This window comes from Mycolicibacter sinensis (assembly GCF_001667375.1).
In the GTDB taxonomy this organism is placed as follows: domain Bacteria; phylum Actinomycetota; class Actinomycetes; order Mycobacteriales; family Mycobacteriaceae; genus Mycobacterium; species Mycobacterium sinense_A.
Map to the genome: position 1 here is coordinate 1 of NZ_LZIN01000087.1, position 17,833 is coordinate 17,833.

The 17,833-nt window shown below is 67.0% G+C and carries 22 protein-coding genes and 1 pseudogene; 9 read left to right on the forward strand and 14 right to left on the reverse strand.

Annotated elements, in window-relative coordinates:
* Positions 1–146: 146 nt before the first annotated feature.
* The 4 genes from A5771_RS17825 to A5771_RS17840 are packed head-to-tail and all read right to left on the reverse strand — an operon-like array spanning position 147 to position 4,069.
* Positions 147–1,148, reverse strand: a complete 1,002-nt coding sequence (locus A5771_RS17825) for an SDR family oxidoreductase (protein WP_064856524.1) — start codon at positions 1,146–1,148, stop codon at positions 147–149.
* Positions 1,145–2,818, reverse strand: coding sequence for a GMC family oxidoreductase (locus A5771_RS17830; protein WP_064856525.1), 1,674 nt, complete (start codon positions 2,816–2,818; stop codon positions 1,145–1,147). Before A5771_RS17830 ends, A5771_RS17825 begins: the two co-directional genes overlap by 4 nt.
* Positions 2,818–3,564, reverse strand: coding sequence for a gluconate 2-dehydrogenase subunit 3 family protein (locus A5771_RS17835; protein WP_064856526.1), 747 nt, complete (start codon positions 3,562–3,564; stop codon positions 2,818–2,820). The genes A5771_RS17830 and A5771_RS17835 overlap by 1 nt, the downstream gene beginning before the upstream one ends.
* Before the next feature lie 7 nt (positions 3,565–3,571).
* Positions 3,572–4,069, reverse strand: coding sequence for a hypothetical protein (locus tag A5771_RS17840; RefSeq protein ID WP_064856527.1), 498 nt, complete (start codon positions 4,067–4,069; stop codon positions 3,572–3,574).
* A 127-nt stretch (positions 4,070–4,196) separates the two neighbouring features.
* Here A5771_RS17840 and A5771_RS24145 point away from each other — a divergent pair, with 127 nt between their 5' ends.
* From A5771_RS24145 to A5771_RS17850, 5 genes are all read left to right on the forward strand, one after another.
* Positions 4,197–4,442 carry a hypothetical protein gene (locus A5771_RS24145; RefSeq protein ID WP_082947306.1) on the forward strand — a complete coding sequence of 82 codons (246 nt, stop codon included), beginning with the start codon at positions 4,197–4,199 and terminating at the stop codon, positions 4,440–4,442.
* 14 nt (positions 4,443–4,456) lie between these two features.
* Positions 4,457–4,612: a DUF6131 family protein gene (locus tag A5771_RS23465; RefSeq protein ID WP_165606078.1), complete on the forward strand. Its 156-nt coding sequence runs from the start codon at positions 4,457–4,459 to the stop codon at positions 4,610–4,612.
* Between the two features lie 128 nt (positions 4,613–4,740).
* Positions 4,741–5,697, forward strand: coding sequence for an anti-sigma factor RsbA family regulatory protein (locus A5771_RS17845; protein WP_064856528.1), 957 nt, complete (start codon positions 4,741–4,743; stop codon positions 5,695–5,697).
* A 45-nt stretch (positions 5,698–5,742) separates the two neighbouring features.
* A complete protein-coding gene (locus A5771_RS23470) occupies positions 5,743–5,901 on the forward strand; it encodes a hypothetical protein (protein ID WP_165606079.1) in 159 nt (52 codons plus the stop codon).
* Between the two features lie 12 nt (positions 5,902–5,913).
* The gene (locus A5771_RS17850; RefSeq protein WP_064856529.1) at positions 5,914–6,774 is read left to right on the forward strand and encodes a cyclopropane mycolic acid synthase family methyltransferase; all 861 of its coding nucleotides are present in this window, start codon (positions 5,914–5,916) and stop codon (positions 6,772–6,774) included.
* Positions 6,775–6,796: 22 nt separating this feature from the next.
* Here the strand turns inward: A5771_RS17850 and A5771_RS22170 are convergent, their stop codons facing one another.
* Positions 6,797–7,168 carry a J domain-containing protein gene (locus A5771_RS22170; protein ID WP_234783102.1) on the reverse strand — a complete coding sequence of 124 codons (372 nt, stop codon included), beginning with the start codon at positions 7,166–7,168 and terminating at the stop codon, positions 6,797–6,799.
* A 444-nt stretch (positions 7,169–7,612) separates the two neighbouring features.
* Positions 7,613–8,035 (reverse strand): Hsp20/alpha crystallin family protein, encoded by a 423-nt coding sequence (locus tag A5771_RS17860; protein ID WP_064856571.1) that lies wholly within the window; start codon positions 8,033–8,035, stop codon positions 7,613–7,615.
* A gap of 125 nt (positions 8,036–8,160) precedes the next feature.
* Between A5771_RS17860 and A5771_RS17865 the strand changes: the two genes are divergently transcribed.
* Together A5771_RS17865 and A5771_RS17870 are read left to right on the forward strand one after the other, a co-directional pair.
* On the forward strand, positions 8,161–8,571 hold the full coding sequence (locus A5771_RS17865) for a MerR family transcriptional regulator (RefSeq protein ID WP_064856531.1): 411 nt from the start codon (positions 8,161–8,163) through the stop codon (positions 8,569–8,571).
* Complete coding sequence (locus A5771_RS17870; protein ID WP_064856532.1) at positions 8,568–8,774, forward strand: hypothetical protein; 207 nt, start codon at positions 8,568–8,570, stop codon at positions 8,772–8,774. The genes A5771_RS17865 and A5771_RS17870 overlap by 4 nt, the downstream gene beginning before the upstream one ends.
* A 15-nt stretch (positions 8,775–8,789) precedes the next feature.
* On the opposite strand, the gene A5771_RS17875 is transcribed toward A5771_RS17870, so the two are convergent.
* Positions 8,790–9,011 (reverse strand): CDGSH iron-sulfur domain-containing protein, encoded by a 222-nt coding sequence (locus A5771_RS17875; protein WP_064856533.1) that lies wholly within the window; start codon positions 9,009–9,011, stop codon positions 8,790–8,792.
* Positions 9,008–9,661 (reverse strand): HemK2/MTQ2 family protein methyltransferase, encoded by a 654-nt coding sequence (locus A5771_RS17880; protein WP_109401195.1) that lies wholly within the window; start codon positions 9,659–9,661, stop codon positions 9,008–9,010. The genes A5771_RS17875 and A5771_RS17880 overlap by 4 nt, the downstream gene beginning before the upstream one ends.
* A 154-nt stretch (positions 9,662–9,815) precedes the next feature.
* Here A5771_RS17880 and A5771_RS17885 point away from each other — a divergent pair, with 154 nt between their 5' ends.
* Positions 9,816–10,928 carry an enolase C-terminal domain-like protein gene (locus tag A5771_RS17885; RefSeq protein ID WP_064856534.1) on the forward strand — a complete coding sequence of 371 codons (1,113 nt, stop codon included), beginning with the start codon at positions 9,816–9,818 and terminating at the stop codon, positions 10,926–10,928.
* On the opposite strand, the gene A5771_RS17890 is transcribed toward A5771_RS17885, so the two are convergent.
* The 6 genes and pseudogenes from A5771_RS17890 to A5771_RS17915 form a co-directional block, all read right to left on the reverse strand.
* The gene (locus tag A5771_RS17890; protein ID WP_064856535.1) at positions 10,891–12,252 is read right to left on the reverse strand and encodes a (Fe-S)-binding protein; all 1,362 of its coding nucleotides are present in this window, start codon (positions 12,250–12,252) and stop codon (positions 10,891–10,893) included. The genes A5771_RS17885 and A5771_RS17890 overlap by 38 nt on opposite strands.
* Positions 12,253–12,387: 135 nt before the next feature.
* A complete protein-coding gene (locus A5771_RS17895) occupies positions 12,388–14,205 on the reverse strand; it encodes a thiamine pyrophosphate-requiring protein (protein WP_064856536.1) in 1,818 nt (605 codons plus the stop codon).
* A 76-nt stretch (positions 14,206–14,281) separates the two neighbouring features.
* Positions 14,282–14,953 carry a UdgX family uracil-DNA binding protein gene (locus tag A5771_RS17900; protein WP_064856537.1) on the reverse strand — a complete coding sequence of 224 codons (672 nt, stop codon included), beginning with the start codon at positions 14,951–14,953 and terminating at the stop codon, positions 14,282–14,284.
* An 83-nt stretch (positions 14,954–15,036) separates the two neighbouring features.
* Positions 15,037–15,231 (reverse strand): annotated as a pseudogene (locus A5771_RS22175) (carbamoyltransferase N-terminal domain-containing protein); the annotation flags it as partial.
* Between the two features lie 89 nt (positions 15,232–15,320).
* Positions 15,321–16,301, reverse strand: coding sequence for an NAD-dependent epimerase/dehydratase family protein (locus A5771_RS17910; RefSeq protein WP_234783103.1), 981 nt, complete (start codon positions 16,299–16,301; stop codon positions 15,321–15,323).
* A gap of 44 nt (positions 16,302–16,345) precedes the next feature.
* On the reverse strand, positions 16,346–16,825 hold the full coding sequence (locus A5771_RS17915; RefSeq protein ID WP_064856539.1) for an MPT63 family protein: 480 nt from the start codon (positions 16,823–16,825) through the stop codon (positions 16,346–16,348).
* A 276-nt stretch (positions 16,826–17,101) separates the two neighbouring features.
* On the opposite strand from A5771_RS17915, the gene A5771_RS17920 reads away from it, so the two are divergent.
* Entirely contained in the window at positions 17,102–17,770 is a 669-nt protein-coding gene (locus tag A5771_RS17920; protein ID WP_064856540.1) for a PAS and ANTAR domain-containing protein, read from the forward strand.
* Positions 17,771–17,833: the final 63 nt, after the last annotated feature.

A 17,833-nucleotide genomic window follows, 5' to 3' on the forward strand; every position in this document is an offset into this window, starting at 1 on the left:
GCATTAATCGCCTCCTGCTCATCGAGACACTCCATGATGGTGTCCCGATCCGCGAACACGTCCCTGCCCATAAATCGCACACTAGTGCGACCCACCGACAGAAAACCGGCCCGATCCGGCACCGGCAATTAAGGAAACGGTGAGAATCAACGCCGCCGTGCGGCGGCCAGCACACCGGCTCCGGCCACGCCCAGTGCGGTGGCCGCCCCGGCCACCAGCCCGGCGTGCCCGGACGCCCAGATCTGCGGGCTGTGCGCATGCGAGGAGCCGTTGAACACGCCCTGCGCGCCGTGATCGGTGGCGGCATCCATCGGCTCCCACAGGTTCTGCACCGCGGTGCCGTCGATGTATTCGCTGGTCTGCTGTGAGTCGTAGCCGGTACGGGCCAGGTAGCGGTCCAGCAGCGGTGCGGCGACCTTCTGCGCCAGCAAGGTGGCGACGGTGCTCTCCCCCACCCAGTACTGCTTGTGCCGAGGGTGGTCGGCGGCACGCAACACGGCCCGGGCGACCAGCTGCGGCTGGTAGATCGGCGGCACCGGCTGCGGGTGGCGAGGCAGCCGGGACAGCACCCAGGAGAACTGGGGGGTGTTGACCGCCGGCATCTGAACGATCGTGATGTTGACCTTCGAGCCTTCGTGCAGCAGCTCGCAGCGCACCGATTCGGTGAAGCCGTTGACCGCGTGCTTGGCCCCGCAATACGCCGATTGCAGCGGAATCGAGCGCTCCCCCAGCGCCGAGCCGACCTGCACGACGGCGCCGCGGTCGCGGGGCTTCATCCGCGCCAACGCCACCATGGTGCCGTAGACGAAGCCGAGGTAGCTGACCTCGGTCACCCGTTTGAACTCCGCGGGCCGGATCTCGCTGAACGGCGCGAACACCGATGTGAAGGCGACGTTGACCCAGATGTCGATCGGGCCGAGTTCGGCTTCGACACGGTCGGCGGCGGCTTCCACCGCCGCATAGTCGGCGACGTCGGTGGGAATGGGCAGCGCAGTTCCACCGGCTTCCTTGACATCGCTTGCCGCGCCCCGCAATCCGGCTTCGCCCCGGGCCAGCAGGGCCACGTTGGCCCCGCGCGCACCGAACTGTTGCGCGACGGCCCGACCGATCCCGGCGCTGGCCCCGGTGACGACGACGGTCTGTGTCATGACGGGCTTCCCTTCTGCAAGAGGCGCTTTCCGGCAAGCCGCTCCGCGAGCCGAGAGGCCAGCGCCATGATGGTAAGGGCCGGGTTGGCCGACCCCTGGGTCGGGCACACCGAGCCGTCGGCGAGGAACAGGTTGGGCACCCCCCACACCCGATGGTCGGAATCGACGACGGAATTCTCCGGGGCGGTGCCCATCCGGGCGCCCCCGATCAGATGGGCATAGCGCTGGATGGTGAGCACATCCTGCGCGCCGGCCGCATACAGGATGTCCGTGATCACTTTGGTGGAGTACTCCATGTTCGCCTTGTCGTTGTCGCAAAGGCTGTAGTCCATCCGGGCTACCGGTATGCCGTAGCAATCGGTTTCGTCAGCCAGCGTGATCCGGTTGTCGGGCCGCGGCAGCAGCTCATTGAGCACGCCGATCGTGCTCCAGTGGTTGTAGTCACGCATGTATTCGCGCAGCGCCCGCCCCCAGTGCCCGTCGGCGAGCACGTGCTCGGACCAGCCGATCGGCAGCGGTGACACCGTCTGGATGGAGAAGCCACGGGCGAATCCGCGGGCGGCGTCGGTTTCGTAGAATTGCTCGCTGCTCACCTGCGGCGGCGGCGCCTTGTACATCCGCAGTTCTTCTGGCCATCGGCCCGCGGTCTGGGAGGCGCCCTGGACCATGACGTAGCGCCCGACCTGATCGGCATTGTTGCCCAGCCCGTGCGGAAACCGGGCGCTGGTCGAATTGAGCAGCAGCCGTGGCGTTTCGATGGAGTATCCGGCGACCGCAACGACTTTGGCTCGCTGCAGGTGCTCGCTGCCGTGGCTGTCGAAGTAGACGACACCGCGCGCGGCGCCGGTGTCGTCGAGTTCGACGCGGGACGCCATGCTGTCCGCCCGGATCTCCACGCCATGTGCCAGCGCATCGGGCAGATGGGTGACGTAGGGGCTGGCCTTGGCGTTGACCTTGCAGCCCTGCAGACAGTAGCCCCGGTAGATGCAGTGCGGCCGGTTCCCGAAGGTGCCGTTGACGATTCCGACCGGGCCGACCCGCATCTCGATCCCCAAGTTGCGGGCGCCTTCCCACAGCTTCGACGCGGCACCGGAGATCGGGTGCGGCGAGGCCGGGTAGCGGTGCGGATAGCCCCACGGCCAGTTCTGTCCCGCCACCGGCAGTTCGGCCTCGAGCACTTCGTAGTGCCGGCGGATGTCCTCGTAGTCGATCGGCCAGTCCACCCCGACGCCGTCGAGGCTGCGCGTGCGTAGGTCGCTGGGGTGGAAACGCGGGCAGTAGCCGGCATAGTGCACCATCGAGCCGCCGACGCCGCGCCCGGAGTTGTTCTTGCCCAACTCGATCGGGTCATCCCCACCGATGATGCGCTTCTGCGTCCAGTACAGCGAATGTGAGCCGGCTTCATCGGAGACCCAGTCGCTGTCGGGATGCCAGAACGGGCCCGCCTCGATGATCACGATGCGCCAGCCGGCCCGGGCCAGCCGTTGCGCCAGCACCGATCCCCCGGCGCCCGCGCCGACGACCACCAGGTCGACCTCATCGTCGGTCGCATATCGGCGCATCGTCTTCTCGCCGGGCAACTGCCGCGAATGCACATCGAGGAGGAACCGTGAGTCATTGGCGGGTGGGCCCAGCGACCCCTTGAGCAGGCCGCGCCAGAAATCGCCCACTACGAATCCTCTTCCTGCACCAGCTCTACCGGGTCTTTGTCGGTTGCACCCGGCGTCTCGAACGGTTCGCGCACCGCAGACGGTCCGCTGGGGCCGCCCAGCCGCATGAAGCCGCGCGGGTACGCCGGCCCGCCGAATCCGATCTCGTTCCACGCCCACGGGTGTGAGTAGAACGCCGACAACGCCATCCGCATACACACCGACCAGGCCCGGCTCGAGTTCAGCTGGGCGAAGGCGCCTTCTTGCAACCAGCCGCGGGAGAACTGGTTGACCACCGCCAGTTGGGTGGCCACCTCGGCGTCGGCGAACGAGGCCCGGCCGTACCGGCCCCGGGCGGCCTCGTCCAGCCCCTGCAGCACCAGCCGCCAGGTGTCGCGGTCGTCGGGCATGTCGGCGTACTGATAGCCGTCGAGTTGGCCGTCGGCCAGTTTGGCGTCGATGAACTCGGCCACCGGCACCCGGGGCTCAGCGTCTTGGGCCAGCACGATGTCGCAGAACGCCCGCAGGGTGGGCTCCTCGGCGGCGGTGAAGAACCGCAGCGGCCCCGGCGGCTCCAGCCGGTCCAGCACCACTTTTCTGGTGGCCTCATCCCAGCTGTCTCGGGACTCGAGCACATCGAAATCCGGGTAGCGCCCGATCATCTGCGGTGTGGTGCCGCGGCGCTGGCGAGGCAGCCAGGACGGATGTGGCGGCTGACGATCCGCTCGCAGGTTGGGTAGGTGGTCGGGAAGGGAGGTGTCGGCCATGGGCAGCTCACCGCTCGCGACGAAGCACCGCGGCCAACAGGCCCATCCCGCCCACCATCGCCATCAGGCCGGGCGCCGCGATGGGCGGACCCATCGGAACGTTGTAGGACGCGTTCTTCCAGCCGCCGGGCTTGCGGGCCACCCCGCGAGCGTGCAGGTACTCACCCAGCAGGCCGTTGGCGGCGTAGATCCCGGCGGTCAACGGCAACCAGCGTTTGGCCCAGCGGCGGGAGAACACACCGCCGATGCCTGCCACCACCACCGGCGGCGTGACCAGCACCGGGCTCCACATCCACTTGTTGCCGAAGCCGGCCTTGTAATGCTCGAGATAGATCTCGGCGGTCGTCACCACCGCCGCCACCGCCGTCATCGCCGACAACGACCTCTCGAACCGGCCGTGCGCGACGTTGCGCACCAGGTGGTCGACAAGGTCGCCGGCCTCGCCGATCCACTCCGCGTGACTACCCGCCCGCAGGCCCGTTTCGCCGCTGCCCAGCAACATCAACTGCGCTCCGTCCTGTCATTTTTCCGTCCAACTCGGCCGCAGTACCCCGTTGCTGCCGGGGCCAAACATCCCCGTGCGGACAGGTTTCAACAGCGAGCCAAGCGGGAATTGATCGGGATACAGGTGAATGGAGGGACGGATGCGGTTCGGTGGGTTAGCCGGGGCGATTGTGCTGATATGGCTGCTTATCGGCGTCGTCGCAGCCTGGCAACGTGACTATTTCCGCGGTGGTCAAACCAGTTGTGCCACTGCCGGAACCATCGCTGTTACCACGCTGGCGGGCCCGTTGAACTATGCCGGGTACAACCCGGTTGTGACCGATTGCCGTTTGCCGCAGCCCTCTTCGTCAGGTGTATTCAGTACGGTTGTTTAGAGAAGGGATTGGTGATGATCGCGCTCGGAGTGATCCTGCTTATTCTGGCCCTCGTTTTCAAGATCAATGTCTTGTGGACGATCGGAATCATTCTGCTGGTTATCGGCGCAGCACTGTGGATCCTGGGCGCTGTCGGTCGTCCGGTCGCGGGCCGGCGCTACTGGTATTGATCAGTACCGCTCGGCGCCTTGCCCGCGCGCGGTGAGCTAACGGTCGCTTACCCTTCCAATGGCGGGCGGTCGCGTTAGGCTGGCCCAGTTCTGCGGCCCGCTCACGGCTGACAACGGGGGCACATGCGATGATCGGCACGGTCGACGACGACCGCGGTATTTTCAGTCATATCGCGCTGTTCTACCGATCACCGCGCGAATACCTGGATTCCTTATGCTCGTTCGTCGCCGACAGCGTTGGCGCCGGGTTTCCCGTCCTGGTGGCTGTGCCAGAGCCCAACCTCTCATTGCTGCGCGATGGCCTCCCCGGTGGGATCGCCGAGGGCGTGACGCTGGTGGACATGAGCCAAGCGGGACGCAACCCCGGGCACATCCTTGGGGGGGTGCTGGGCATGTTCGCCGCCGGTCACCCGTCCGGGCGGGTGCGGATGGTCGGTGAGCCGGTCTGGAAGGACCGGTCCGAGCAGGAGTATCCGGCCTGCGTTCAACATGAGGCGCTGGCCAACCAGGCATTCACCGGCCGGGACATCACGCTGCTGTGCCCTTACGACGCAACGCAACTGGGCTCCGACATCCTCCTCGATGCGGAGATCACCCACCCGCGCCTGGACGGTGCCGGGCATCCGGAGCGAACCAGCGTGGCATTCTCCCCCGGGGCGGCTTGGGCCCGCTACAACGAGCCGCTGCCCAGCAGCCCGACGGCGGCGAGCTACACCCTGAACCGGCTCGCCGATCTGTCGGCCGCCCGGGCGTTTGCCGCCAAATACGCCCGCTGGTTCGGTTTTTCCGCCGCCGATATCGCCGATCTGCAACTGATCGTCAATGAGCTGGCATCCAATAGCCTGCAGCACGGGAGTGGCCCCTGCACCGTGGCACTCTGGGAGTCCGACGGCCAGTTGATCTGCCAGGTGCGCGACTCCGGCTACCTGGCGGACCCGATGGCCGGCCGATGGCCGCTCACGCACGACGACCACCAGGGACGCGGGCTGTTCGTCGTCAACGCGACCGCGGATCTGGTACGCATCCACAGCGCGGTAACCGGTACCACCGTGCAGGCACATCTGCGGATGAGGGATCCGGCGTGATGGGAACCTTGCGGGCAGACCCGTTGGGCCCTGGAGTTCCTCTCGGTGACCGCGGATCTCGACGCCGCGAGCGAGGCCCTGTTCATCCCCACCGTGCAGCGAATCCTGCCGCTGCTGCCGCACGGAACCCTGGACATCGGCACGCGGGAGCGGAAATTGACACCGCGGGGTGAGATCCTCGTGGGCTGCAGGGTGTCGGTGTAACGTAAAGAACTGATGTCTGAGTTGGAACCCAGGTACGCGGAACTGCAATCGATCTACGACATCTCGAATGAGTTCTTCGAGCTGTTTTTAGGTCCCACGATGGGATATACCTGCGGCTATTACCAGCATCCGGAGACCACCCGCGATGAGGCCCAGAACGCCAAGTTCGATCTCGCCCTGGGAAAGCTGGGACTGCAGCCGGGCATGACGCTGCTGGACGTCGGCTGCGGCTGGGGCGGCGGGATGCGGCGCGCGCTGGAAGAATTCGACGTCAACGTCATCGGTCTGACACTCAGTGAGCGGCAACGCGAATACGCCATCGCCGAGCTGGCCGAGATACCCACCCGGCGCGCCGTGGAGGTGCGTCTGCAGGGCTGGGAAGAATTCGACGAGCCGGTCGATCGCATCGTCTCCATCGGCGCCTTCGAACACTTCGGGCACGCGCGTTACCCCGAATTCTTCAAGATGGCCTACCGCGTTCTGCCTTCCGACGGGGCGATGCTGCTGCACACCATCACCGCGATCACCCAGGACGACGCGCAACGGCTGGGTCTTCCGCTGACCATGAGCCTGGTTCGGTTCAACAAGTTCATCATGACCGAGATCTTCCCCGGCGGTCAGCTACCGACGGTCTCCATGGTCGCCGACCGCGCGACCGAAGCCGGATTCACCGTCGCGCGCATCCACGAGATCGGACCCAACTACGTGCGCACTCTTCAGGATTGGGCCGCGGCCCTGACGGCCAACAAAGACAAGGCGATCGCCGCCCAGTCCGAAGCGGTCTATGACCGCTACGACAAATACCTCAACGGCTGCGTCAAGCTGTTCCGCGACGGCTACACCAGCGTGCACCAGTACACCCTGCAGAAGTGACCCGCCGACGCGGGTAGTCCAGTCAGCGGTGCCGACGCACCGGCCCGGCCCACAGGCCGGCTCGAGATTCGGGTTCCGCCGGGCGTCGGTAAGTGACCGGGATCTTCACCGGCCCTGCCGGATCCGCCGTGGGATGCCTTGGCCGGGGTGGATTGGCCTCGGCGTTTCGGCGGCCGCCCTGACGCAACGCGTCGTATGCGCGCAGCAGCTGCTGCAACTGTGCCTCCGCATCATCGGAAAGAGGCGAACGCGCAGATCCGGTGTCCGGGTGCAGGGCGCGCACCTTGGTGCGGAAGGCGTGGCTGATCTGAGCTGGAGTGGCCGAAGACATCACTCCCAGCACGTCGTAGGGATCAAAGCTCTCGCTCATCATGCCACCACGCTCGCTCAGCAACTGAAGGGTTCTAGACCGGCGGGGCCCCGCTGCCGGGAGAGCAGAAGGCAGCGGGACCACGCCGGAATCCGGTGTCAGGGTAGGGCTATCACCTCCCAGGTGCGAGCGGACAAGGCGGGCGGCGTCCCGGAGGCGACCGCTGCGTGGGCCACACCCGGCTGTTACGCCGCCTGGTGGCCCACCGGTGCGACCGGGAGGCCGGCGGTGGCGCGCCACGCCGGTCAAGCCTGGCGCTACGAATGGCGAGCTGCGGGGGTCGGGGCCGGGCGACGGGCATTTCGGCGGGAACCGCGGCGCAGTGCTCCGGGATTGCGGCGCTGAGCAGTCGCAGCCATTCGGCGCGCACGATGCACTCCGCATCGTCCAGCACCTCCGCGGTCAAAGTGTCGGTGGTCATGCTGCTCACCTCCTTCACCATGCAGGCCGCCTCCCGGCCCCTCGCATTCAGGCGTTGATGGCCCGCTCGCCGTGTCCGCTGGCGACCTTGATCCGGCGCGGCTTCGCCTTCTCCGCAACCGGGATGGTCAGCCGAAGCACCCCGTCCTGGTAGCTGGCCTGGATCTGCTCGGCATCGAGGTTGTCGCCCAGGAACAGCTGGCGGCTGAATACGCCGCGCGGCCGTTCCGCCGACACCATCTCGCGGCTCTGATCGAGGCCGGGCCGTTCGGCGTGCACGGTCAGCACGTTGCGCTCGACGTCGAGGTCCAGGGAGTCCTCCTTTACTCCCGGCAGGTCGAACTCGACGATGAACTGATCTCCGTCGCGCCAAGCGTCCATGGGCATCACCGCCGGCCGAGCCGCGGTGCCCAGGACCTGCTGAGTCCAGCGGTCGAGATCACGGAACGGATCGGTACGCATCAACATCATCTCCACCTCCTTGAACTGCGGCAGATCATCTATGTCCGCCGTCATAGATTTTTATATAGCACTGATGGTAGGTTTGCGCAAGAGGATCTATCGACGAGTGGAAGCGACGTACGTTGACCGACGACATGAGTGCCCGATCCGGGCTCGGGGTATACAGCATCTCCGTGGCCGCTGAGTTGTCCGGTATCGGGCCGCAGACCTTGCGGCTCTATGAGAGTCGCGGCCTGCTCACCCCGGCGCGCACCGCCGGTGGGACGCGGCGCTACAGCGATGACGATCTCGCCCGGCTGCAGCGGATCGGGGAGCTGATCGGCCTGGGAATCAACGTCGCGGGTGTCGGGGAGATCTTAGGCCTGGAAGCGCGTAACGCCCGGCTAGAGTCGGACAACAGCAGGCTGGATTCGGACAACGACCGGCTGCGGTCCGATAACGACCGATTGAAGTCGGACTATGCCCTGCTCGCCGCCGAACGCGCCGCGCAACCGGACCGGGGCACGCAGGCGCAGAAACGACAGAAACGAAAGGGGTCCCGATGACCAACGCCGACGGGCTGCCGCCGACCGAGGGCGTTCCGGAAGCCGATCTCGCCGAACAGCTGATCGACACCTCCGACGAGGACCACGGCCTGGATCCAGCACACCTGGAAAACATCCACGACCTCGAGGCCAATCCTGCGGACGTGATCGATCAGGCGACCAGCGTTCCCCTCCCCGACGAGGACTACGACAGCGGCCAGTAGCGCAGGACCGCCCTCCTACTCGGTTTCGGCCACCTCGTCGTCCACGTGGCGGCGCGACGGTTCGCGACGCCGGTGGCTGGTGTCGCAGAGCGGGTAGTTGCGGCTGCGCCCGCAGGCGCAGATGGCGACCATGAACCGATCCGATTCCACGACGCCCTCAGCTGTCTCGATGCGTACCGGCCCGGGAACCAGGACCGGGCCGTTGCGGACCGGGCGTACCAGCCGCGGTTCGGTCATGGTTTGTCCGCCCGGATCACCACCAGCTGCTCTTCGCGGCAGCCGCGGGGCATCCGCCCGGTTCGTTCCAGCCAGCCGGCGCGGGCCGAGAGCACCGGCCCGAACGGAATCCAGCGGGACGCCACGATGTCGGCGTCCAACCCGCCGTCTCGCAGCACTTTCAGCGACCTGCCCGCGTCGGCCAGTGCGGACTGGACCAACAGAAAGGAACCACCGCTGCGTAACAGCGTGCCGGCTGAGCGGCACAGCGGGTCGAGGATGATCCGGCCGTCGACACCGCCGTTCCACGACCACTCCGGGCCGCCGGCCGCCGGGATCGCGCTGCCGTGGCGCGGACTGGGCACATAGGGCGGGTTCGAGACGACCAGGTCGAATGGGTCGCAGCCCAACGCGCCGGTCCACGGGCCGTGCCGGATCTCCACGTCCACCCCGGAGGCGCGTGCATTGTCCCGCGAGCACCGCACCGCGCGCGGACAGATGTCGAACGCGGTGACGCTGTCGGCGCCCATTTCGGCCGCCGCGATCGCCACCACCCCCGAGCCGGTACACAGGTCGAGCACCCGGCTTGCGCGGGCCAGGCCCGACGATTCAATCGTCTCTATCAGCAGGTGCGAATCCTGCTGCGGGGCATAGACGCCGAGCGGAGTCACTAAATCGGTCCTGGTAGCGGACGTGGCGATGATGGGGTTCACGCACCCGGTTTACCCGGCCACCGTCGCCGACAAACGCCGTTGCTCGTGCGCGAGACGTGTCACGGCCCTTCGTCGGGGCATACCCCTTTCGCCTCGCGGGTAGTCACCAGCCATGACTTTGCGCGCAGCCACCGCGATCCCGATCGAATCCGTCGACGTCTCGGCCTACTCGATCCCCACCGACTCCCCCGAATCCGACGGCACCCTGACCTGGGACTCGACCACGTTCGTGCTGGTCAGCGTCCGCGCCGGGGGAATCGTCGGAACCGGCTACACCTACGGCGGCACGGCGGTGGCCACCGTGGTGGAAGCCAAGCTGACCGACGTGATCACCGGCGAGGACGCGTTGCAGCCGCCGGCCCGGTGGGCCGGAATGCAGCACGCGGTGCGCAACCTGGGCAAGCCGGGCGTGGTCGCCTCGGCGATCGCCGCGGTTGACATCGCGCTGTGGGACCTGCGGGCCCGGCTGCTGGACGAGCCGCTGGTCATCACCTTGGGCGCCGTCCACGACACCACCCCGATCTACGGCAGCGGCGGGTTCACCTCCTATGACAACGACACCTTGTGCAAGCAGTTGTGCGGCTGGGCGGAGGCCGGCATCCCCCGGGTCAAGATGAAGGTGGGGCGCGACCCGGATGCCGACGCCAACCGGGTGTCAGCGGCCCGCGCGGCGATCGGCGACGGGATCGAGTTGTTCGTCGACGCCAACGGCGCCTACCACCGCAAGCAGGCCCTGTGGTGGGCTCATCGCTTCGCCGATTTCGACGTGCGGTGGTTCGAGGAGCCGGTGAGCTCTGATGATCTCGAGGGCCTGCACCAGCTGAGTCGCAACGGTCCGCCGGGGATGGACATCACCGCCGGCGAATACGGTTACCACCTGCCGTATTTCGAGCAGATGTTGGCCGCCGGCGCGGTGGACTGCCTGCAGGCCGACGTCACCCGTGCACTGGGCATCACCGGTGTGCTCAAAGTCGGAGCGCTCTGCGACGCCCGCGGCATCGACCTGTCGCTGCACTGCGCGCCGCAGATCAGCGCTCAGGTCGGCACGGCGCTGTGGCATCTGCGCCATCTCGAATACTTCCACGACCATGTGCGGATCGAAGGGCTGGCCTTCGACGGCGTGAACAGCCCGGAGCCCGGCGGGGTACTACGCCCGGACCGGGCCTCGCCCGGGCACGGGTTGACTGTCAAGCAGGCCGACCTCGAGGAGTTTCGCGTCGCCTGAATCCGACGGCTGCGGCCGCGATCCCAGCCGCGAAAACCACCGGCCCGGCGGTCCGGACGACCCGCATCGAGATCCCGGGCGCCGGGCGCCCGGGCGGGCGGACGGAGCCGACCTCCGCGGACTCCCGCGCCATGGCCATCAGCTGGCCCAGGTGCAGCGCTGAGGCGGCGCGGGCGTCGGAAAGCTGCGTCTGGCAGGAGAACCCGTCGGCCACCACCGTCGCGTCCGGGTTCTTGCGAATGGCCGGAAACAACGCCTGCTCACCGCAGTCCATCGAGATCTGATACTTGCCCTCTTCGAAGCCGAACGATCCGGCCAGCCCGCAGCACCCCCCGGATACCGGCTCGACGTCGACACCCATTTTCTGCAGCACCTGCTGGTCGGCGTCGACGCCGCCGGTGGCTCGCTGATGGCAGTGGCCCCACAGCAGGGCCCGCACCCCGGAGGTCTGCGGTACCCCGACGTCGAACTTGGCGAAGAACTCCGCGAAATGATAGCTGTTGCGCACCAGCCGTTCGGCGTCGTCGTCGTGCGGAAGCAGTTTGGGCAGCTCTTCTTTGAACACCGCCAGGCAGCTCGGCTCCATCCCTACCACCGGTGTGTCGTTGCGGATCTCGTCGCGCAGCTGGGAAAGCACGTCCAGCAGATAGTGTTTCGCGATGTCCAGGAAGCCGTAGTCATACAGCGGGCGTCCGCAGCAGATGTGACCGCGCGGCATGAGCACCTGCCATCCGGCCGCTTCGGTGGCCTCTACGCAGGCGACACCGACATCGGTGTGCAGGTGGTTGTTGAAGGTGTCGGGGAACAGGATGACCCGCGGTCCGCCGGAGTTGACCACCGGCCGCCGGAAGAACCACTGCTGCAACGTCATCGGTGCGAACGTCGGCAACGGCCGCTGCCGCTCGATCCCGCCGATGAATTTGGCGAGGCGCGAGAGCACCGGCGTCTGGGTAGCGAAGTTCGCCAGCTCGGGAACCTTGGCGGCCAGCCAAGCGGCCTGATCGATGAAGCCGAACGCGTAGGCATAGCGAGGCCGCCACCGGCGCAATGAGCGGTAGTGGTGATAGAGGAACTCCGACTTGTAGGTCGGGATGTCGACGTTGACCGGGCAGTCGTTGGTGCAGCCTTTGCAGGCCAGGCACAGATCCAGCGCGTCGGCGACTTCTTTGGACTGCCAGCCGTCTTGAATCACCTCGCCGCGCAGCATCCCGAACAGCAGCCGGGCCCGGCTCCGGGTGGAGTGCTTCTCCTCCCGGTAGGCGTCGATGACCTTGCCGGGGTTCATTTTCCACATCGGATCCCAGATCGACTTGAATTCCCGCATCGCCTCGAACGTGGCGGCGCAACTGCTTTTCCAGGCCGATCACGTTGAGCCGGTCTACCGCCGCCATCCCAGCGACGAACCGGGTGTCCGGTCGGGCGGGAATCTGCTCGGTGTGCCGGTGGCCGAGCAGGCTCATTAGTCGTCCTTGTCGCGCAGGTCTCGCACCGTCTGCTTGGCCGACTCGGTGAACTCGTGCATCTTCTGCTTGGCGCCCTTGGTGGCGATGCTGACCCGGTCGGGATCCTTGATCATCGCCTTGGCGGTGTTCTTCGCGATGTCCATCCGGATCTGCGGCGGCACCGGTGCGACGTCGGGGTCGACGACCACTTCCAGCACCACCGGGGTGGTGGCCGACAGCGCCTGGTCCCAGGCGTTGCCGATGTCCTTCGGGTCATCGCAGCGGATACCGGTCAGCCCGAGCATTTTGGCGAACTCGGCGTACGGCACGTCCGGGATGTATTGGGAGCCTTCGAATTTCTTCTCCCCGCCCATCGCCCGCTGCTCGAAGGTGACCTGGTTGAGGTCCTGGTTGTTGAACACGCAGAAGATCAGCGGGCCCTTGGACAGCCGCTCCTTGTAGCGCTTCACGGTGATCATCTCGGCCAGGCCGTTCATCTGGAACACCCCGTCGCCCACCAGCGCGATCACCGGGCGACCCGGATGGGCCAGCTTGGCGGCGATCGCATACGGCGTGCCGGGCCCCATGGTGGCGAGGTTGCCGGCCAGTGAGGCGGCCATCCCCGGCCGCAGCCGCAGATGCCGCGCCCACCAGTTGGCCACCGAGCCGGCATCGCAGGTGATGACGGAGTTGTCGGGCAGCCGCTTGGACAGCTCGTGCACCACCAGCTCGGGGTTGAGCGGGTTGGCCTTGTCGTGGGCCCGCTTGTCGAGCACCCGCCACCACTCCTGCACTTCGCTTTCGATCTTCTCGCGCCAGGACCGGTCGTCTTTGCGCTTGAGCAGCGGGATCAGCTCTTGGAGGGTGTCTTTGGAGTCGCCGATCAGATTCGCGTCCATCGGGTACCGCACGCCGATCATCCGGCCGTCGTGGTTGATCTCCACCCCGCGGCACTGCCCTTCCTTGGGCAGCCATTCGGAGTAGGGGAAGCTGGAGCCGATCATGAACAAGGTGTCGGCGCCGGACATCATCGCTTCGCTGGCGGTGGAGCCGAGCAGCCCGATCGGACCGGTGACATAGGGCAGGTCATCGGGCAGCGCGGCCCGTCCCAGGGCGGTCTTGGCCACTCCGGCGCCCAGCAACTCGGCGACCTGCACCACTTCATCGGAGGCGTCGGCGGCGCCGGCGCCGATCAGGATCGCCACCTTCTTGGCGTCGTTGAGGATGTCGGCGGCCTTCTGCAGTTCGGGCTTCGCCGGCAACATCCGCGACCGGCTCCAGCCGACGCTGCTGTACACCGCGCCGTGCATCCGCGGCGGCGAGGGCACCGCTTCTTCCTCGGCGACGTCTTCCGGCAGGATGATGGTGGCCACCGTCCGATTCGTCAGCGCCACCTTGCACGCCCGGTCCACCAGGTGCCGGGCTTGCACAGGCGCCATGCAGGTTTGGATGAAGTCCGACGAGACGTCTTTGTACAGCGACATCGGGTCGATCTCCTGCTGGAACGCCGCGCCCAGCGACATCCGCTTCTGCTGACCGACGATGGCGACCACCGGCTGGTGGTCGAGTTTCGCGTCGTAGAGCCCGTTGAGCAGGTGGATCGCGCCGCCGCCGGAGGTGGCCAGACAACAGGCGAGTTCGCCGGTGAATTTGGCGTGCCCGGTCGCCATGAACGCGCCCATCTCCTCGTGCCGGGGCTGGATCAGCTCCGGGTCGCCGTTAGCCCGGTCCAGTGCGCCGAGCATGGAGAGGATGCCGTCACCGGGATATCCGAAGATCCGGTGGATCCCCCACTGGCGTAACCGGTCGATGATGAAATCCGCGGTTTTCGGCATGGTGCGCTCCTTCTATCGGCACACGATCTTCTGTCGGCTCACGGTTACCCGTCATCGCCGTCGTCAAACAGCGCCGTCACACCACGGCTCTGCTCTCTCCTGTCACAGCAGCGCCGGCCAGCCGCAGGTCGTCGACGAAACCGCGGTAGGCCTCGCGCCGGTCCGTGCGGTCCCGCAGCACCGCCGAGGGATGGACGGTGGCCAGCACCCGGGCCCGGCTGCGCACTCCCGCCGCGTCCGGCAGCCGCAGCAGCTGGCCGCGCCCGGTGGAGATCCGGAATGCGGTACCCAGCAACGACTGCGCGGCGGTGGCACCCAGGCAGACCACGAGTTGCGGGCGCACCGCCTCGATCTCGGCGATCAGCCAGGGTCGGCACGCCACCACCTCGGTGCGGCCGGGCTTCTGGTGAATCCGGCGCTTGCCCTCCCGGCGGGTGAACTTGAAATGCTTGACCGCGTTGGTCGCATAGACCAATTCCGGGTCGATTCCCGCGTCGTGTATCGCACGGTCCAGCAGCCGGCCGGCCGGCCCCACGAACGGATGGCCCTGACGGTCCTCCTGATCACCGGGTTGCTCACCGACCAGCATCAGCGGTGCGCCACGGCGGCCTTCACCGAACACGGTCTGGGTGGCATCGCGGTACAGCTCGCAGCCGCGACACCCCGCGGCGGCGTCCCGCAATGCGCCCAGCGCCCGCTTGTCGGGTAGATAACGCTGCGCCCCCGGTACTTTCGCGGTTGCGCTCACGCCGCCAGCTCCGGCGCGATCTCGGACTCCCAGAAGGCGAAGAACTGCTCCTGGTTGCTGGTCACGCCGATCTCCTGCGCCGCCGCTGCGATCCCGCCCTGCTCCAGACACCACCGGGCGGCGTGCACCGGCAGTTCCCAGGTGGAGAACGCCACCGCCTGCTTGCCGTGCTTGCGCCGGGTGAACCGCTCCTCTTCGGCCGCCGCGATGATCCGGCCGTCGACGACCAGGGCGGCGGCGGGGTCGTGAAAGACCGCGTTGACGCCAAGCACCCGCACCAGAACCACCCCCCGACCGCAAGAACCGCTTTGCTAGCCCAGGAAATACCCACCAGCACCGGTGCTAAACGGCGGTTGAGCAGGGTCGGCTAAACCGTTGCGGTGACGTCGATCTGGGGACGGAACCAGGCGATCGTGGCATCCAAACCTTCCGCAGCACCGACCTTGGGCGCCCAGCCCAGCGATTCGCGCGCACGCCGGATGTCGGGGCAGCGCCGCTGCGGGTCGTCTTCCGCCGCGGCGATATGCCGGATCGGTGAGACACTGCCGGACCGCCCGCGAATCAATTCGGCGACCTCCAGCACGGTCAGCTCATGCGGACTGCCGATGTTGACCGGGCCGGTGACGTCGCAGGCGGCCAGCGCAATCAGTCCGGCGATCGTGTCATCGACGTAGCACAGCGACCGGGTCTGCCGGCCGCTGCCGGCGACCGTGATCGGCTCGCCTCGCAACGCCTGACCGCAGAACGTCGGCACCATCCGGCCGTCATCCAGTCGCATTCCCGGGCCGTAGCTGTTGAAGATCCGGGCCACCCCGACATCGGCGGACCGGGCCCGGCGGTAGGCGAAGGTCAGCGCTTCAGCGAACCGCTTAGCTTCGTCGTAGACACTACGCAATCCGATGGGATTCACGTTGCCCCAGTAGGTTTCGGGCTGCGGATGAACCAGCGGATCGCCATAGACCTCGCTGGTGGAGGCCAGCACGAAGCGGGCACGGGATGCCTCGGCGATGGCGAGGGCGGCCGCGGTGCCCTGCGCGCCGGCCCGCAGGGTCGCTATCGGCATGCGCAGGTAGTCCGGCGGGGATGCCGCCGAGGCCAGATGAAACACCGCGTCCAGCGGCCCGAACCGTCCGGGGTCGGCGAATCCGTCCGAGATATCGGCCTCGACAAACTCGATAGCCGAAAGCCCCTGCACTACAGAAAGATTGGCTTCCGACGCGGTGGTCCGGTCATCGACGCACCAGATCCGCTGGGCGCCTTCGCCGAGCAGCGCCAGGCACAGCCGGCTGCCGAGAAACCCGGCCCCGCCGGTGATCAGCACCCGCTTCAGCGCAGGGCCGGGGCGCACGCCGAAATGGGCCCGATCGCAATCGGGCCCATCGCGGCTCGGGGTCAAGCCTTGCTCGTCCAGATCAGCACATCCTGGACGCCGTCGTTGTAGACCACTCCATCCGGCGCCGGGCCGGTGACGTCGAAGTAGATCTTGCCGTGGGCCTGGTCGCCCTGGGCGATCGGCGTCGGCGGGATGCCGCCGGGCACCGGCACGGTGTTCACCACGTGGTAGGTGGTGCTGCTGGCGGCCCGAGCGTTGAAGTCGTTCACCAACGGGGTCACCGTCCCCTGGTCCGCACGCGCGGTCACGTCGGCCTGATACAGCTTGCCGTGGGGCTGGTACCCGGGAATCACCACGTTGGCTGGTCCCAGGTTGCTGACCGTGTACGACGTTGCCATCGCTCCGTCGTGGAGCTGTTCGGGCGTACCGAACGGTTGGATCGCCGGCTCGGCCATGGCGGTGGTCGCGGCGAAAACACTCAGTGCGGCAATTCCGGCTGCACCGGCGGCCGTCTTGGCCGCAGTCGTTGAGAACTTCACTTCAGACTCCTTTCCGTCGAGTCGTCACCGAGCGGCGGTCCGTTTGCTCGAACAACACCGCCCGTGTCCCAGCGCGTACCCGACGGTGCCGTGGGCAAAACACCAACGCAGTTGCGCGGAGTAGCTAGATTGTGGATAGTTACGAAGCTCGGGCGTTCAGGAAGTAGCGCCGGTCCGGATCGTCCGTGCATTCATTCCTGCGATTCCTGACCGCGGTTTGCCCCGCCGGCCGGTGGAATCAGCTCATACTGTGTAAGTACGAGAAAGCGGGTATGCGTGGTCGGGGATGTCAACGCTCAGTTCACGGCGCCGATAGGCGATGACGACGAGGTCCACAATGACCTCGACCTCGTGGTAGGCCACGGCGAGCCGCAGCGGGTCGGCCGGTTTCGCTACTTTCTCGGCGAGCAGCGCTGGGAGTGGTCGGACACGGTGGCCCGGATGCACGGCTACGAGCCAGGCACAGTGGAGCCCAACACCGAGTTGCTGCTGCAGCACAAGCACCCCGAAGATCGCCCCCAGGTCGCCGAGGTGCTGGATCGGGTCGTGCAGGGCGAGCCGTTCAGCAGCCGGCACCGCATCGTCGACACCGCCGGCCAGGTGCACTGGGTGATCGTGGTCGGCGACCGGATGCTCGATGACGACGGTGAGCTGATCGGTACGGCCGGCTTCTATGTCGACGTCACCGATGTGCTGCAAGCCGACGTCAGCGCCGTGGTTACCGAGGTCGCCGAGTCGCGGGCGGTGATCGAGCAGGCCAAAGGTGTGCTGATGGTCGCTTACGGCATCTCCGCCGCGCGGGCCTTCGACATCCTGGTGTGGCGGTCGCAGGAGACCAACATCAAGGTGCGTGATTTAGCGGCCCGGTTCCTGGCGGCGTTTACCGGCAGGTTGCCGAGCGAGGTGCTGTCCGATCTGGACCACACGCTTTTAACAGTGACCTGAAGCAGCGGCGCGAAGCCTACGCTGGACATCGCCGCAGATAAAGGTTGCCGACGCAGTCGGATT

What these genes read in the sequence shown, in the direction of transcription:
- A5771_RS17890 (WP_064856535.1), bottom strand. Translation starts at nt 12,252, where the DNA reads ATGCGGGAATTCAAGTCGATCTGGGATCCGATGTGGAAAATGAACCCC.
- A5771_RS17835 (WP_064856526.1), bottom strand. Translation starts at nt 3,564, where the DNA reads ATGGCCGACACCTCCCTTCCCGACCACCTACCCAACCTGCGAGCGGAT.
- A5771_RS17860 (WP_064856571.1), bottom strand. Translation starts at nt 8,035, where the DNA reads ATGATGTTGATGCGTACCGATCCGTTCCGTGATCTCGACCGCTGGACT.
- A5771_RS17895 (WP_064856536.1), bottom strand. Translation starts at nt 14,205, where the DNA reads ATGCCGAAAACCGCGGATTTCATCATCGACCGGTTACGCCAGTGGGGG.
- A5771_RS17875 (WP_064856533.1), bottom strand. Translation starts at nt 9,011, where the DNA reads ATGACCGAACCGCGGCTGGTACGCCCGGTCCGCAACGGCCCGGTCCTG.
- A5771_RS17870 (WP_064856532.1), top strand. Translation starts at nt 8,568, where the DNA reads ATGACCAACGCCGACGGGCTGCCGCCGACCGAGGGCGTTCCGGAAGCC.
- A5771_RS17865 (WP_064856531.1), top strand. Translation starts at nt 8,161, where the DNA reads ATGAGTGCCCGATCCGGGCTCGGGGTATACAGCATCTCCGTGGCCGCT.
- A5771_RS17825 (WP_064856524.1), bottom strand. Translation starts at nt 1,148, where the DNA reads ATGACACAGACCGTCGTCGTCACCGGGGCCAGCGCCGGGATCGGTCGG.
- A5771_RS24145 (WP_082947306.1), top strand. Translation starts at nt 4,197, where the DNA reads ATGGAGGGACGGATGCGGTTCGGTGGGTTAGCCGGGGCGATTGTGCTG.
- A5771_RS17850 (WP_064856529.1), top strand. Translation starts at nt 5,914, where the DNA reads ATGTCTGAGTTGGAACCCAGGTACGCGGAACTGCAATCGATCTACGAC.
- A5771_RS17845 (WP_064856528.1), top strand. Translation starts at nt 4,741, where the DNA reads ATGATCGGCACGGTCGACGACGACCGCGGTATTTTCAGTCATATCGCG.
- A5771_RS17885 (WP_064856534.1), top strand. Translation starts at nt 9,816, where the DNA reads ATGACTTTGCGCGCAGCCACCGCGATCCCGATCGAATCCGTCGACGTC.
- A5771_RS23465 (WP_165606078.1), top strand. Translation starts at nt 4,457, where the DNA reads ATGATCGCGCTCGGAGTGATCCTGCTTATTCTGGCCCTCGTTTTCAAG.